We start from the raw sequence: 13,455 nt of genomic DNA, 5'->3' as shown, positions 1-13,455 counted from the left end.
TAACAGGGAGTATATTGGTTATTGTAAATAGAGTAGGGATTAAGAGAGTATTTAATGGGAATTTGTAGAAAATAGAAGAAGAATTAAGAAAAGAGGATATTCATCATTTTATAAAGTCTGTGACTTTTGAATATAAAGTCAATATAAACCCGATGGGAAGAATTGTAGTGAATGGTTATATAAATGACAATCCAGAGAAATTCGATTTTTCCGCAGATTTGATCTATGAGTCCAATAAAGTTGATGGAATAAGCTATTCCCAAGATGTCTCAGAGCGTTTCAGAGATTGGAGCGAGTACAGCAAAGAGGTAAAAGATAAATATATCAAAACCGCATACCCTGATAAAAACGAACGGGAACAATATTTAAAAGACATAGTGAAATGAAATAAAAATATGAAAAAACAAATGCGAATCAAATTACTTGTGATCGTTTTATTCATCGTAATGGGTGGCTGCACTTATAAAATAGTAAAAACGTCAGACGTTACTAATAAAGAAAAAAGTGAACAAGAAAAAGCTGAAGACTACGCTGAAAAGATGAAGCCGAAAATAAAGGAAAAATTGAAAAAAGAGGATATTCATCATTTTATCAAGGATATTAAGTTTAATGAGAAGGTAACAATAAGTCCAATGGGAATGATTGAAGTTACTGGTTACATCAATAATGAGCCAGAGAAATTCTCATTTGATGCCTCTTTATATTATAAATCGAATGAAGTAGATTCTATAGGATATTCAAAAGAAGTGGGAGACCGTTTTACAGATTGGAGCGAATACACCAAGAAAGAAAAAGAAGAATACATCAAAACCGCTTACCCCGATAAAAAAGAGCGTGAACAGTATTTAAGAGATATCGGAGAACTAAAATAAACAGGAAACATGCCAGTTTACTTTTATGATGCTATCTCTAACCACAGTGTAAAATAGATGAAAAAAGACTGCCCTCCGCCGGGGCAGTCTTTCTTGTTAAATATGAAACAGCCAGACGACGATTGGGCCGAAGAATGAACCGAGCACTGCACAAAGCGTCATGGAGACGGAACTCATGGATACGGCCAGTTCCCCATATTCCAATGCTTTGGAGGTGCCTAGTGCATGGGAGGCGCTTCCTAGTGCAATGCCTTGTCCAAGGGAGCTGCGTATGCGAAGCCATTTTAGGAAAAGCGGCCCGAGGATGACGCCTGAAAAACCCGCTATCATGACAAATACGACTGTCATGGAAGGGACGCCTCCTAGACCGGCGGCGATTTGAATAGCGACAGGGGTTGTGATCGACTTTGGCAGAATGGATAATAAAAGATCATGATCAATCCCGAATGCTTCTGCGAAGACCAGCCCACTGATCATTCCCATGCATAATCCGACCAGGACGCCGCCTAGAATGGGAATGCAATGTTTGACAATGATATGCCATTGTTTATAAAGCGGATAAGCCAGTGCCACAACAGCCGGCCCAAGCAAAGAATTGATCCATTTCCCCCCGATCATATAGCCTTCATACGAAACATGGAACATGATCAAAACCGCTACAATCAATATGGTCGTTGTCAGAACAGGGATCAGAAATGGAAGCGGGAATCGCTTATAAAGTTTGGCCATCGCTACATAAGCGGCCACTGTTAAAAGAATTATCATGATTGCGATACATGCTTGCTGCATTTCTCTTTCTCCTCACGTTTTTTTGTTTTTTTCTCTAATAGCTGGCTGGCGAATCCAGCCGCAATGATGGTGACGATGGTGCTGAGTACGACTGTAATCAGCAGCATCAGACCATTGAATGAAATAAGTGACGGATAGTTCATCACTCCTGTCATTGCCGGGATGAACAATAATGGAAGAAAGGACAATAAAAAACCTGCTCCGTCTTCAATGATGGAGACGGGGACAATACGGAGGCCCAGGCAGATCAGCAGCAATACCAATCCGACGATGCTTCCTGACACAGGTAAATGAAACAGGTGCTGAAGGGCTTCCCCGATCATAAAAAATACATATAATATCAACACTTGCAAGATAACTCGTATGACTTTCACATCAAGTGCTGCTCTCCAATGAGAACAGCTTCCTCCTTTCTGGTGACTTGCTTCTAGGATGGTTCTGAGGAATCGCTTTACTTTCTATTTATATGATTGTACTATACAAGTATAATAATTGATTTGATCATATAACGACTTGTATTCATTCAGTTAATATACATTTGTATTATACAAGTATATATGATGTTGTCAATGACGGAGATTGGAATGGGGAGCGAGAGCGATTGCGAAAACAAAATCCAGTTGAATTAATTGAATATGAGCTGACGACTTTTATCAGGAGAGCCGTTTATCTGGATCAATCAGAGAAAAGAACAGGGAAGTTGGAGAGATCTTCGTACTTATTGCTGAGACAATTGGATGAGTTTGGCCCTGCTCGTGTAAAGGAATTGGCAGAATCGTTCAAGCTTGATATTTCTACTCTTTCGAGACAAGCAGCTGCATTAGAGGCAAAGGAGCTTATCCATCGCTTTTCAGATCCATCTGATGGGAGAGTCAGCCTGTTTACCATTACAAAACTCGGTAAACAAATTTTAAAAGCCGATCAGCAAAAGCGCCTTGAACGTTATGAACAGATGCTGCAAGAATGGTCAACACAGGAAAAAGAGATATTCGGCGAGCTGCTGCAGCGTATGAACAAGGCTTTTATTGATTAACAGCTAAAAACCCATGGTTCGATGGAACAGCATGGGTTTTTCTTATGGGTAGAGATTATTTGCATCGTTTGGCGGCAGCCCAAGCCACTAGTCCGGCAACAACAGCCGCCGATACAATCGGGCGCTTCGTAGCCTTCGTGTAATAGCTCCTTGACCGCATCCATCCTTTATTTGTGCCCCTGTCATGCATGCCGTAGCCCGCTTCATAAAGCGCGCTTTCTTCTCGCGGGTTGGACGGTCTTTCGGCATGCTGGCTGTGATACATGATTCTTTCCATCAGTCTGTCGGTCAGACGAGGGAAAAGCGCACCCAGCATGGCGATGGCTTTTGCCTGTGACCCGATATACATGTCGCGCTTAGGGTGTTCGGCGGCAAACAGGATGGCTTCGGCGACTGCTTCCGGCGGATAGATCATGGAGCGGTAATGAGCCGGCTGTTTGTCAAGGTAGCTGTGCGCGTGCTCGTTATAGGGTGTGTCGATTCTGCCGGGATGGATGAGCGTTACCGAGACGGGCGCTTGTTCCTTTTCGAGCTCCATTCGAATGCTTTCCGTCCAGCCGTGAAGCGCGAATTTGGCTGACGCATATGTGGATTGAATGACCGTTCCCCTGTCTCCGAACAGGCTTCCTACATTAATGAGTGCGCCCGGCACGCCCCTGCCGGTGTAGTGTTTGACAGCCGCTCTTGTTCCGTAAACAGGCCCCCAGAAATTTGTGTCAAACATCCGCTTCATGTCTTCGACGGTGACGTCCATGGCATGTCCGAAAGTCGAGACGGCCGCATTGTTAACCCATGTGTCAAAGCGGCCAAATGTGCTGATTGCGGTTTCGGCGATGCGGTTGACGTCCTCTTCTTTTCCGACATCCGCCTTCACCCATATGGCGTCGTGCCCTTTTTCCTTTAGTTCATCAGTGAGCTCCTTCAACGCATCTTCATTTCGCGCTGCTGCCACGACCTTTGCGCCTTTTTCAGCTGCCATTCTCGCAGTGACAAGTCCGATACCGCTTGAAGCGCCGGTAATCACAATTACTTGATCCTTGAGTTTTTTCAGTTTGATCTTCGTTTTCATGCCGGGGTTCTGTTGTTCAAGCTGTTCTGTATTCGTGACTGAATAATCGTTTGCCATTGAGATCCCTCCTAGAGGCTGTTTTCTAACATTTACCCCATCCGGGAGGGTCTTACCCCTTTTGACAATCACAGGGTTCTTTTTTATATTATATAAGTCGCTCTACCATACCTAGGAGGGAATGTTTTAATGACTAGCAGAGGAGATTCACGTGAAAAAATCCTTCACACGGCGTCACGTCTGTTCCAGCTGCAAGGATATCACGCGACAGGCTTAAACCAGATTGTGAAAGAAAGCGGTGCTCCTAAGGGATCGCTTTATCATTTTTTTCCGAATGGCAAAGAAGAATTAGCAATTGAAGCGGTTACATATACAGGGAAATTGATTGAACATCTGATACAGCAAAGCATGGAGGAGTGCTCTGATCCAATAGAAGCGATTCAGTTTTTTATCAAAAAAACAGCCAGCCAATTCGACAACACAGAAAGCATTACAGGTATTCCAGTCGGTTTGCTGGCGAGTGAGACAGCGTTAATCAGTGAACCGCTGCGGACGGTTTGCATGAAGGTGTTTCAAAGCTGGGAAGCGGTTTTTGCCAGAAAATTAATGAAAAACGGGTTTGCAGAAGAAGAGGCAAATCAGCTTGGAATGCTGATTAATTCGATGATTGAGGGCGGTATTATGCTTTCGTTAACGAATAAAGACAAAACGCCCCTTCTTCTCATTGCCGAACAAATACCAGTGCTGGTGAGAAAAAAAGGGTAGCATTTTGTTATCCTTTCTCCTACAATTATATAGAACGGTCTAGTCAGAAAGTTATAGTATATAGACTGGTCTAAATTGGAGGAAACGATTTATGAAAACATTATGGAAACATTATGGAAACATTCATTGCCTAAAGAAAAAATGCCGTATTTGCTCCGGAGTGGGGAAGGCGAGTGTTATTTGTTCGGCAGACAGGTTGTCACGGTGATGGCGAATGGAAGGAGCACGGGCGACCTGTTTGAGATCGTGCTGCTTTCCGGGGGAAAAGGAGATGCCTTTCCGCTTCACGTCCACAAGAATACACATGAAGGAATTCTCGTTTTGGACGGGAAGCTTGAGCTGACACTTGATGGAGAACACTATTTATTGATATCGGGTGATTATGCCAACATTCCGGCGGGGATACCGCACAGCTACCGGATGCAGAGCCACAGAACAAGACTGGTGTCTTACACGATGAAAGGAAACGCAGCCCACATGTATTCCGTGATTGGGAATCCGTATAATCACGCTGAACATCCGCCGTTCGCAAGCGAAGAAGTCACAAACGAGCGATTTGCAGAAGCTGCCGCTGTAGCGGACATTGTATTTCTGGATGAAGAAAAGCCTGCATGTTCGGCAACATTAGCGGAACTTACAGAGCTGCCAGATGGAGCCGTTCCATACGTTCTTGAATCTGGAGAAGGAGATCGATTATTGACGGGAGATCAGCTTCACCGTATTGTGGCTGCCCAAAAAAATACAGACGGCCAGTTTATCGTCGTAGTATCGGACGGCCCTAAAGGCGACCGAATCGTTGATCACTACCATGAACATCATACAGAAACATTTTATTGCCTTAAAGGGCAGATGACGATGTGGGCAGATGGCCAGGAAATTCAGCTGAACCCGGGAGATTTCCTGCATGTCCCTGCAAATACCGTTCACTCCTATCGACTGGATTCTCATTATACAAAGATGGTGGGTGTCTTGGTTCCAGGATTATTTGAACCGTTTTTCCGGATGTTAGGCGACCCTTATGAAGGCCACATTTTCCCAAGTGAGCCTCAGGCTTTGCGCTTTGATCGCGTTATGCAGAATATTGAAGCGTTGGATTTAAAGATAATGAAACCATAAAGATGACAGGATTGTAAGGTTTTCATGACTGCCTGACACCTAAATCGATGGTTCCGTGCTCCTTTTTTTCATACTCTAAAGGTACAGAAAAAAGGAGCGTGATGGCTATGTCTTCATTACAGCCGACTTTGGCAAATGAGCGGATCGGTGTGCTTGATGTGCTGAGAGGAATGGCAATTTTCGGCATCTTATTTGTCAATCTGGCACATTTCAGTTATCCGGATATGTATTTGTCTATGCTTGGAAAAGAGAATTTTTTCACAGATAAGTGGTCTGAAGCCGATTTTGCTGCCGCCGCCATACTGAAATTCTTCATCCAAACAAAATGTATTTTATTGTTTTCCTTTTTATTTGGATTTGGCATGGTTGTCATGATGGAGAGAGCCGTAAACAAAGGGAGGCGGTTTGTTCCGTTATATGCGAGAAGGTTAGCAGCGCTTCTCTTGTTTGGAACGATTCATGCCTTTTTGATATGGGACGGGGATATTTTAACAGAATATGCCCTGCTCGGTTTTGTCCTGCTCTTGTTTCGAAAAGCAAAGCCGAAAACACTGCTGATATGGGCGGTCACTTTATATCTTTTGTTTTCCCTGCCGTTCATGTTGACAAGTTTTGATCAATCATACGGACAGGAATGGGTACAAGCGGTAACGCAGCAGGCAAAGCAAGCGATGTATGTTTATGGAAGCGGCAGTCTGAGGGACATTGCAGAACAGAGGATCCACGATCGTCTTGTATATATGTCTACAAACGGCATGCTTACGTATAATCCGCTTAACTTCTTCTTTGCATCCATTCCTTATTTCAGCATGTTTTTGCTGGGAGCTGCGGCGGCAAAGTCACGGTATTTGCACGAACCGGAAAAGCATCGGAAAGGATTAAAAAGATTATGGATGGCCGGGTTTATCATCGGCATCGGTGCCCAAGTGCTGTACAGTGTAATGGAAAAGGAACTATTTCTGCTGATTGGCGCGCCGTTTCTCATGTTTTTCTATGTCATAACGGTTGTCTATCTTTATCGTAAAACAAGCGTGAGAACAGTGCTGCAATCATTCTCCGCTGTCGGGAGGATGGCATTTACCAATTATCTGATGCAGTCTATTGTATGTACTTGGATTTTCTATCATTATGGTTTGGGGCTATATGGAAAAGTGTACCCTGCTGCCGGTGTGCTCATTACGATTGCTGTTTGTGCCGTTCAAATGGTCTTCAGCCACCTGTGGCTTCGTGTCTTTCGGATGGGGCCGTTTGAGTGGCTGTGGAGAAGCGCTACGTATCTGTCGTGGCAGCCTATTGTAAAGAAAACAAAAGTCTAGACGCCTATTGGCGCTAGACTTTTTTGTATTATTTATACACGACACGTGTTTTGCAAATGATGTCATGCAGGCCTTTTTTCTCACCAAAGGCGATCATGATAAATCCAATATAAAAGATGATTCCAGATAAGATATAGGCAAAGTAACGGCCAATTGCCTGGCCGATAGAAACCCGTTCACCTTGTTCATTGACCACCTTCAGGCCAAGAATTTTTTTGCCGAGTGTGCCCTGCATTTTAGATGCTGTGAACAGTCCGTAATATAACACACTGATGACGATCATGATCAGCATAGTAGGCAAAAATGCAATCGTCATGTATGTCACCATATACTCCTCTTGGGTCATGTAAGGGTTTGCTGCCACCGCCCCAGCTACAAACACAGAATTGATAATAAATAGAATAATATAACTAGGAACAGATACAATAATGCCGTCAATAAAATAAGCTAAAAAACGAATCCAAAATCCTGCTGGTTTTTCCATGTATTTTTCTCTCTCCTCTGAATTAATCTGGAATAGTATACTTTGAAAAACAAGTGCATGCAATATGATATGGTGATAAAATCCTGATATTACAGAAAAATGAGTCTTTTATCCTTTGTTTTCTACTATATAAATATACTAGAAAGAAGCGTAGCATTTGCCTGTGCATTCTGGAATTTATTAATAAATAATGAATTTTCTACTCAGCTCCCTTATAATGAAAAGGTTAATATTTCTATCTGAGGAGGAGTTTGATGTCTAGAAAAAACAGCGTGGCAATCATGACAGCCATTTCTGCGTTTCTTTTTTGCGCTGTGATCGTGGCGGCTTCACTTTCGCCGCTGGCCGGAACGGGAGCGGCGTCCAATCAGTTTAATTCAGTTGGCATGTGGTCATCTGTCGGGATGATCCTTGTCTTGTATTTCATTCCTTTTCTCATTTATATGCTCGGAGTAGATGCGATGAGATATGTCATGGCGGTGCTTTGCGGCTTTGGGCTGCTGATCCATTTGTCTTCGGCCGGTTTTAGCTTGATGTTTAGTTTCTTTAGTGACCACCTGCTTTCTGAGGTGATTTTTGTAGTCGGGGTTAGTCTCGCTGCGGCTGCTGTCAATGTTATTTGGTTTGTGGCTGCATTTCGTTCGGGTGCTGAAAAAACGTCTGCGCATACTCTTACATAGTTTTCTAGTTTGTGATGGTTTTGTGAAGTAGAATGATAAAATGGATGAATATGTTATGATGGTCACATATTAGAAAATACATATAATGGGGGTCTCAATGATGGTTAAGTCATTTCGAATGAAAACTCTGATAGCGGGAGCTGCGGTGGCGGCTGCTGTTTCTGCCGGCGCTGTTTCTGATGTGCCCGTTGCCAAAGTGCTTCAGCCGGCAGCTGCTTATGCGGCGGAAACGGTGTTTTCTCAAAATAATGAAGCATCCGGCTTTTTGACAGGAAGATATGATGTACAAGCGATGGCGCCTGCCATGTTTAACTGGTCACGCGAAAGCCGGTTCGCCGGAAATACAGACGGGACGCTGAAATGGCAAAACGACATCAGAACGACTCCGCAGAATGGGGCGGGGGCTGTGATTGACGGAGACGGCACAGTATATCTTCATTCCAGAGACGGGGAAATGAAAGCCTTTAATCCGGACGGCTCAGTCAAATGGGTGACAGGCAATTTGGGAAAAACGTTCACACAATCCCCTGTACTCGGAACCAACGGCGTTATCTATCTGGCATCTTATGATAAAAAGATTTATTTTATCGACAAGGAAACGGGTGAGATTTTAACAACGGTTCCGTTAAGCGGCGGGCCAAGCTCTGAAACGGTGATCGGTTCAGACGGCACGTTGTACTTCTCAACACTTGATAATTATGTTCACGCGATCAAACCGACGTCCAAATCAACTTGGACAGAGCGCTGGAAGTTGAAAACAAATGGTGTCGTCAGCTCTGTGCCGGTGCTTGCCAAAAACGGCACCGTGTATGTCGGCACATATAATAATGTGTTTTATGCGATCAATTCCGGAACCGGACAGGTGAAATGGTCCAGAACGACGTCAAATGCGTTTAAAGGATATCCGGTGATTGATAAGGATGGCACTGTTTATGCGGGCAACCAAGACGGACAGCTGTATGCGTATACGTCAACAGGCAGCTTAAAATGGACATTCCCGCTCAACGGGTTCTCAAGTTCATCGCCTGCGATCGACCATAACGGCAACATCTATATCGGCTCAGGAAGCGGCGAGCTGTTTTCCATCAGCAAAAACGGGGATATGAACTGGTCATTCTACACAGACGGCCCTGTCAGAACGGCGCCGCTGATTGACGCGAAAGGAACGGTTTATTTCGGGTCAGATGATATGAAGGTTTATGCGGCGGACGCAAACGGCAATGAATTATGGAGCTATCAAACCGACAGCAACGTCGTGTCTTCTCCTCAGCTCGCTGAGGACGGAACACTTTATATTGGAAGTTATACGAAGCTGATGGCTTTTGGGAAATAGCAGAACAGGCTGGCGAGGTGATCTCGGCAGCCTGTTTTTGGTATCAATCAAGATGTTTATTTTTATAGATCACCTTTGTCCCGCAAATATAATCGTGTAATGCCAGTTTAGAGGGGAAAGCCGCCATAATGTAACCGATATACAAAATTCCTGATGGTATGTAAGCGAAAGAACGGCCAAAGCTGTGCCAAAATGAAATTCGCTCGCCATACTGATTGACAACGATGATACCCATAAGTTTTTTGCCTAGTGTTGCTTGCATTTTTGAAGAAGTCAGCAAGCTATAATAAAGAATGCCGAAGATATATATGATGGCGATAACAGGGATCGTACCGAATATCAGGATATAAAATTTATATTGATCTTCTGTCATATAGGAGCTTCCTGCATCAATGAGAGGCAGGACAATGAAGGTGTTAATTGGATCATAATAAAAGCAAAAAAATAGATAATTAAATCATCAATAATAGAGGCAACTGCCCGAATCCAAAATCCAGCTGGCTTTTCCATGTATAATATTCTCTCCTTTGAGGTTTTCTGGGATATTATACGTTAGAGGCTGTGTGGTTTCAATAAGATATACTAGAGGAATTTGGTCTCGTAGTGAAAATGGTATTTTATCACTGTACATTTCTTTATTTTACCTTTTTGTCTTTAGGTTAATAGAATGATAAAAAGAGAACCTGCAAGTTAATGCAGATTCTCTTCACTACAATTATTTAGCGGCTTGAATCAATACACCCTTCTCATGAGAAAACTCTTTGAATCCGTATACCCCATGATAGGAGCCCATTCCGCTTGTGTTGACGCCGCCGAACGGCAAGTTGACGTCGTTGAAGTGAACGACAACATCATTGATGGCGGCATTTCCTGATGTCGTGTGCTGAAGGACGTTGTCAATCAGGTCTTGGTTTTTGCTGAACACATAAAGTGCAAGCGGTTTATCGCGGTCATTTACGTAATCGATGACCTCGTCGATGTCTTCATAGTTCATCATTGGCAGGATCGGTGCGAAGATTTCCTCCTGCATGATTTTCATGTCAGACGTGACGTTTTTCAAAACGGTTGGTGAGATCGTGCGGTCGCTGGCATCGAATACGCCGCCGAACACCACTTCCGCCCCTTTTTCGATGGCATCGTCGAACAGATCTTTGACGCGGTTGAAGTTGCGGTCATTGACGATCTGCGTAAGTTTGCTGCGGTCTGGGGTATGATCATCCTCCATAAATCCAGCGTTGACGACTGTTTGTAAAATCCCCGCGAACCTGTCCTGAACGTCTTTTTTAATGAACAGGTAATCAGGTGCGATGCAGGTTTGGCCGGCGTTTACGAATTTCCCGACGGCGATCTTTTTTGCTGCGTCCATCAGATCGTATTCACTGTCAATGATCGTCGGGCTCTTGCCGCCAAGCTCAAGTGTGACAGATGCCAAGTGTTTGGCAGCCGCTGTCATGACAATTTTCCCGACATTTGTGCTTCCAGTGAAGAAAATATGGTCGAACGGCTGATCAAGTAGTTCGGTTGCCACCTCAACCTCTCCTTCAAAAATCGCGACTTCTTTTTCATCAAAAGCGTCTCTTATCACTTTAGCGGCAATGTTGCTCGTGTTCATCGTGAAATCGGACAGCTTCACAATCGCGCTGTTTCCGGCTGCGAGAGAAGCGGCAAGCGGCGCCATCGTCAGCATAAACGGATAGTTCCACGGGCCGAGGATGAGTGTGACGCCTTTAGGCTCGTACATAAGAATTCCGTTTGCGTCAGGGCTTAACGATGAACCGACTTCTTTAGGCGCCATCCATTGTTCCAGGTTGTTCATATTATCTCTGATCGCTTTTTTCGTTCCTTCGATTTCCGCTTTTTTGACCTCGTGATATGGTTTGCGGACGTCTTTGCGGATCGCTTCGATGATTTCTTCCTCATGGGCGATTACAGAATCTAAAAAGCGCTGAAGCTTTTCTCTGCGCTGTTCCGCTGTTGATGCCCGCAATGCTTTTTGCTGTTTTTTCTGAAGCTGAAAGACACGCTGGATGTCGTCTTTTATTTGCTGTTCCATTGTAAATCCCCCTCATTTGCTTTCTTCTTTTCTCGGACCTATTATAAAGTGGTACCTTTTCTATAAGAAAGACAACGGTGAACCATCTATACGTTACCGTACATATATCTAAGATCTGTCTAATGATTGGGGGGTGTTTTTGTGGCGGAATCTGCTGAAGCTCAAGTGAAACAGGCGCTGCTTGCTTTATTGGAAGAAAGAGATATTCAACACATCACAATGAAAGAAATCGCTGAAAAGGCCAAAGTGAGCCGCGGGACGCTCTACCTTTATTATGAAGACAAGTTCTCCATTATTGAGGATGTGGTCGAAGACATGAAGGAAGGGCTGGGCGAAGCGCTCTATGACGCCTTCAAGCATATGGACACACTCCATTTAAATAAAAAACGGCACACCGTGCATCCGACTCTGTCCTTTGTCCACGAGCATCGATCCTTTTTTGGCACGATGATGAATAGAGGACAGTTTCATCGTTTTTTTAAGGAGGTGTTTCAGCAGGATGTTTTGCTGGCTCCGGTCAATGTGAATCTGACGCCGATCGAACAGGAGATTTACGGACATTACCGGGCTTTGTACACGTACGCGATTATCCTCTATTGGCTGAATGAGGATGCGGACGCGTCTCCGGAAGTTATCAGCCAAAAGGTATGGGAGCTCGTTTCTCAAAAGCGGTTTTATTGGCTGTTTGGACAGGCCCCGTCAAGGAAGCGGCAGGAGGACAAGCAAATCGACAGGCGTGTGGTTCGAACGAGAGAAGCGCTGCAGAGGGCTTTGCTGGACGTATTGGCAGAGAAAAAAGACTATACGGCCATCACGATTTCTGACATGACCCGGAAAAGCAATATCCGCCGTGCAACCTTTTATGATCACTATGCCAGCAAAGAGGAATTGCTGCAGACCATGATTCAGCAATCATGTGCGGAGATGATAGATCACCTGACGATTGCCTCAAGTCCGAATGAGCTTTCCTTCGAAGAAGCGGAGGAGGCGCTCGCCGGCCTGCTTTCTGCTTTAGACCGCATGCCTATTGTCCATTTGCTCAATCGGGACTGGGTTGTTCCTCATGTGATACCCGAGTTGCTCAAAGCGTTGGAATCATTTTATCTGCATCAGCAAACTAATATTCCTGCGGAGAAAAAGCTTTATGCCTATTATGTATCGGCGATGATTATCGGGCTGATCTTGTATCGGCTCGATGAAGGGAAGGCGCATGCGCCGGAAGTGCTGGCGAGGGAGTTTTTGCAGTTTTTGGATGTGAAGAAGTATAAGGTTGTGTTGCTTTGAAGTGCCCGGAGAACTTGATCCGGGCTTTGGGTCGTTATGATACTTGGTCTTTTGATTTTCTTTCTTTTAAGGTGAGATTTAGAAATAGAAGAGACAAAAGAATAAAAACAATATTCACCGTCCAAGACTTCCAGCTTACAGTGGGGGACAATACTGTATTGAAGAAAAGGCGAACGATAGAAGAGAATAAAAAGAGTAAAAATAACAGTTTGTTTTGAGACATGATTCTATAAGTCCTCTACCTTTCTTATAAAAAATAAAATGCCTCAAAGCAGATCCGCATCTGCTTTTGAGACATATATGCACATTTTCTCTAGATGGAAATTAACGTAAGTGTAATACATCTAAAAAATAATCAATATATCTTTTTGAATCAACGATAATTGATACATCAGTCTGCATGCCATTTTTTAAGTGTATTTTTGTTCCGTTATTTTTTTCAATTTCTTTGCTTTCTATTGTGCTTTCAGCAATATAAAATTTTTGTCCGTTTTGATCACTAATACTGTCTGGACTTATTTTTGTAATGACACCTTTAATTGTTTGATTTGTATTTTCAATATGGAATCTCACTTCATCTTTTTCATTAATATCTTTTAATTTCTTCAGCCTATCTTTTTTTTTATTTTTTTCAAGTATGTATTTTTCCAGAGCACATTTCAAC

At 43.7% G+C, this 13,455-nt stretch carries 14 protein-coding genes and 2 pseudogenes; 9 read left to right on the top strand and 7 right to left on the bottom strand.

What is annotated here, in order from left to right; all coding sequences use genetic code 11:
- Positions 1-71: 71 nt before the first annotated feature.
- Together C1T29_RS23930 and C1T29_RS23925 are read left to right on the top strand one after the other, a co-directional pair.
- Positions 72-386 (top strand): DUF1433 domain-containing protein, encoded by a 315-nt coding sequence (locus C1T29_RS23930; protein ID WP_331281206.1) that lies wholly within the window; start codon positions 72-74, stop codon positions 384-386.
- A gap of 9 nt (positions 387-395) precedes the next feature.
- Positions 396-872 carry a DUF1433 domain-containing protein gene (locus tag C1T29_RS23925; RefSeq protein WP_208945569.1) on the top strand — a complete coding sequence of 159 codons (477 nt, stop codon included), beginning with the start codon at positions 396-398 and terminating at the stop codon, positions 870-872.
- Positions 873-968: 96 nt separating this feature from the next.
- Here C1T29_RS23925 and C1T29_RS23920 read toward each other — a convergent pair whose 3' ends face one another.
- Both C1T29_RS23920 and C1T29_RS23915 read right to left on the bottom strand, forming a co-directional pair.
- Positions 969-1,661, bottom strand: coding sequence for an LrgB family protein (locus C1T29_RS23920; protein ID WP_040081217.1), 693 nt, complete (start codon positions 1,659-1,661; stop codon positions 969-971).
- Positions 1,634-2,035, bottom strand: a complete 402-nt coding sequence (locus tag C1T29_RS23915; RefSeq protein WP_103749144.1) for a CidA/LrgA family holin-like protein — start codon at positions 2,033-2,035, stop codon at positions 1,634-1,636. The genes C1T29_RS23920 and C1T29_RS23915 overlap by 28 nt, the downstream gene beginning before the upstream one ends.
- 227 nt (positions 2,036-2,262) lie before the next feature.
- On the opposite strand from C1T29_RS23915, the gene C1T29_RS23910 reads away from it, so the two are divergent.
- On the top strand, positions 2,263-2,694 hold the full coding sequence (locus C1T29_RS23910) for a MarR family winged helix-turn-helix transcriptional regulator (RefSeq protein ID WP_014666047.1): 432 nt from the start codon (positions 2,263-2,265) through the stop codon (positions 2,692-2,694).
- 55 nt (positions 2,695-2,749) lie between these two features.
- Here the strand turns inward: C1T29_RS23910 and C1T29_RS23905 are convergent, their stop codons facing one another.
- Positions 2,750-3,820, bottom strand: a complete 1,071-nt coding sequence (locus tag C1T29_RS23905) for an SDR family oxidoreductase (RefSeq protein ID WP_071581977.1) — start codon at positions 3,818-3,820, stop codon at positions 2,750-2,752.
- Positions 3,821-3,949: 129 nt separating this feature from the next.
- Here C1T29_RS23905 and yxaF point away from each other — a divergent pair, with 129 nt between their 5' ends.
- From yxaF to C1T29_RS23890, 3 genes are all read left to right on the top strand, one after another.
- On the top strand, positions 3,950-4,525 hold the full coding sequence (gene yxaF / locus C1T29_RS23900) for a transcriptional regulator YxaF (RefSeq protein ID WP_071581976.1): 576 nt from the start codon (positions 3,950-3,952) through the stop codon (positions 4,523-4,525).
- A gap of 102 nt (positions 4,526-4,627) precedes the next feature.
- Positions 4,628-5,641, top strand: coding sequence for a quercetin 2,3-dioxygenase (locus tag C1T29_RS23895; protein ID WP_071581975.1), 1,014 nt, complete (start codon positions 4,628-4,630; stop codon positions 5,639-5,641).
- 107 nt (positions 5,642-5,748) lie between these two features.
- On the top strand, positions 5,749-6,957 hold the full coding sequence (locus tag C1T29_RS23890; protein ID WP_014666043.1) for a DUF418 domain-containing protein: 1,209 nt from the start codon (positions 5,749-5,751) through the stop codon (positions 6,955-6,957).
- 28 nt (positions 6,958-6,985) lie between these two features.
- On the opposite strand, the gene C1T29_RS23885 is transcribed toward C1T29_RS23890, so the two are convergent.
- Positions 6,986-7,441 (bottom strand): RDD family protein, encoded by a 456-nt coding sequence (locus C1T29_RS23885; protein ID WP_014666042.1) that lies wholly within the window; start codon positions 7,439-7,441, stop codon positions 6,986-6,988.
- A gap of 254 nt (positions 7,442-7,695) precedes the next feature.
- Here C1T29_RS23885 and C1T29_RS23880 point away from each other — a divergent pair, with 254 nt between their 5' ends.
- Both C1T29_RS23880 and C1T29_RS23875 read left to right on the top strand, forming a co-directional pair.
- A complete protein-coding gene (locus C1T29_RS23880) occupies positions 7,696-8,121 on the top strand; it encodes a DUF5391 family protein (protein WP_069150660.1) in 426 nt (141 codons plus the stop codon).
- A 100-nt stretch (positions 8,122-8,221) separates the two neighbouring features.
- On the top strand, positions 8,222-9,454 hold the full coding sequence (locus tag C1T29_RS23875; RefSeq protein WP_071581974.1) for an outer membrane protein assembly factor BamB family protein: 1,233 nt from the start codon (positions 8,222-8,224) through the stop codon (positions 9,452-9,454).
- A 43-nt stretch (positions 9,455-9,497) separates the two neighbouring features.
- Here C1T29_RS23875 and C1T29_RS23870 read toward each other — a convergent pair.
- Positions 9,498-9,964 (bottom strand): annotated as a pseudogene (locus tag C1T29_RS23870) (RDD family protein).
- Between the two features lie 205 nt (positions 9,965-10,169).
- Positions 10,170-11,507 (bottom strand): aldehyde dehydrogenase family protein, encoded by a 1,338-nt coding sequence (locus tag C1T29_RS23865; RefSeq protein WP_103749145.1) that lies wholly within the window; start codon positions 11,505-11,507, stop codon positions 10,170-10,172.
- Positions 11,508-11,648: 141 nt separating this feature from the next.
- Between C1T29_RS23865 and C1T29_RS23860 the strand changes: the two genes are divergently transcribed.
- Complete coding sequence (locus C1T29_RS23860; protein WP_071581972.1) at positions 11,649-12,791, top strand: TetR/AcrR family transcriptional regulator; 1,143 nt, start codon at positions 11,649-11,651, stop codon at positions 12,789-12,791.
- Between the two features lie 324 nt (positions 12,792-13,115).
- Here C1T29_RS23860 and C1T29_RS23855 read toward each other — a convergent pair.
- Positions 13,116-13,455, bottom strand: a pseudogene (locus tag C1T29_RS23855) (HlyD family efflux transporter periplasmic adaptor subunit); the annotation flags it as partial.

Source organism: Bacillus sp. MBGLi79 (genome assembly GCF_002953915.1).
Note: the sequence above shows the minus strand (reverse complement) of the source record. Positions and strands in the feature narration are given on the sequence as shown.

Bases quoted from the DNA above. Each gene is read 5' to 3' on its own strand.
- C1T29_RS23895 (WP_071581975.1), top strand. From the start codon at position 4,628: ATGGAAACATTATGGAAACATTCATTGCCTAAAGAAAAAATGCCGTAT.
- C1T29_RS23885 (WP_014666042.1), bottom strand. From the start codon at position 7,441: ATGGAAAAACCAGCAGGATTTTGGATTCGTTTTTTAGCTTATTTTATT.
- C1T29_RS23880 (WP_069150660.1), top strand. From the start codon at position 7,696: ATGTCTAGAAAAAACAGCGTGGCAATCATGACAGCCATTTCTGCGTTT.
- C1T29_RS23875 (WP_071581974.1), top strand. From the start codon at position 8,222: ATGGTTAAGTCATTTCGAATGAAAACTCTGATAGCGGGAGCTGCGGTG.
- C1T29_RS23865 (WP_103749145.1), bottom strand. From the start codon at position 11,507: ATGGAACAGCAAATAAAAGACGACATCCAGCGTGTCTTTCAGCTTCAG.
- C1T29_RS23890 (WP_014666043.1), top strand. From the start codon at position 5,749: ATGTCTTCATTACAGCCGACTTTGGCAAATGAGCGGATCGGTGTGCTT.
- C1T29_RS23905 (WP_071581977.1), bottom strand. From the start codon at position 3,820: ATGGCAAACGATTATTCAGTCACGAATACAGAACAGCTTGAACAACAG.
- C1T29_RS23925 (WP_208945569.1), top strand. From the start codon at position 396: ATGAAAAAACAAATGCGAATCAAATTACTTGTGATCGTTTTATTCATC.
- C1T29_RS23920 (WP_040081217.1), bottom strand. From the start codon at position 1,661: ATGCAGCAAGCATGTATCGCAATCATGATAATTCTTTTAACAGTGGCC.
- yxaF (WP_071581976.1), top strand. From the start codon at position 3,950: ATGACTAGCAGAGGAGATTCACGTGAAAAAATCCTTCACACGGCGTCA.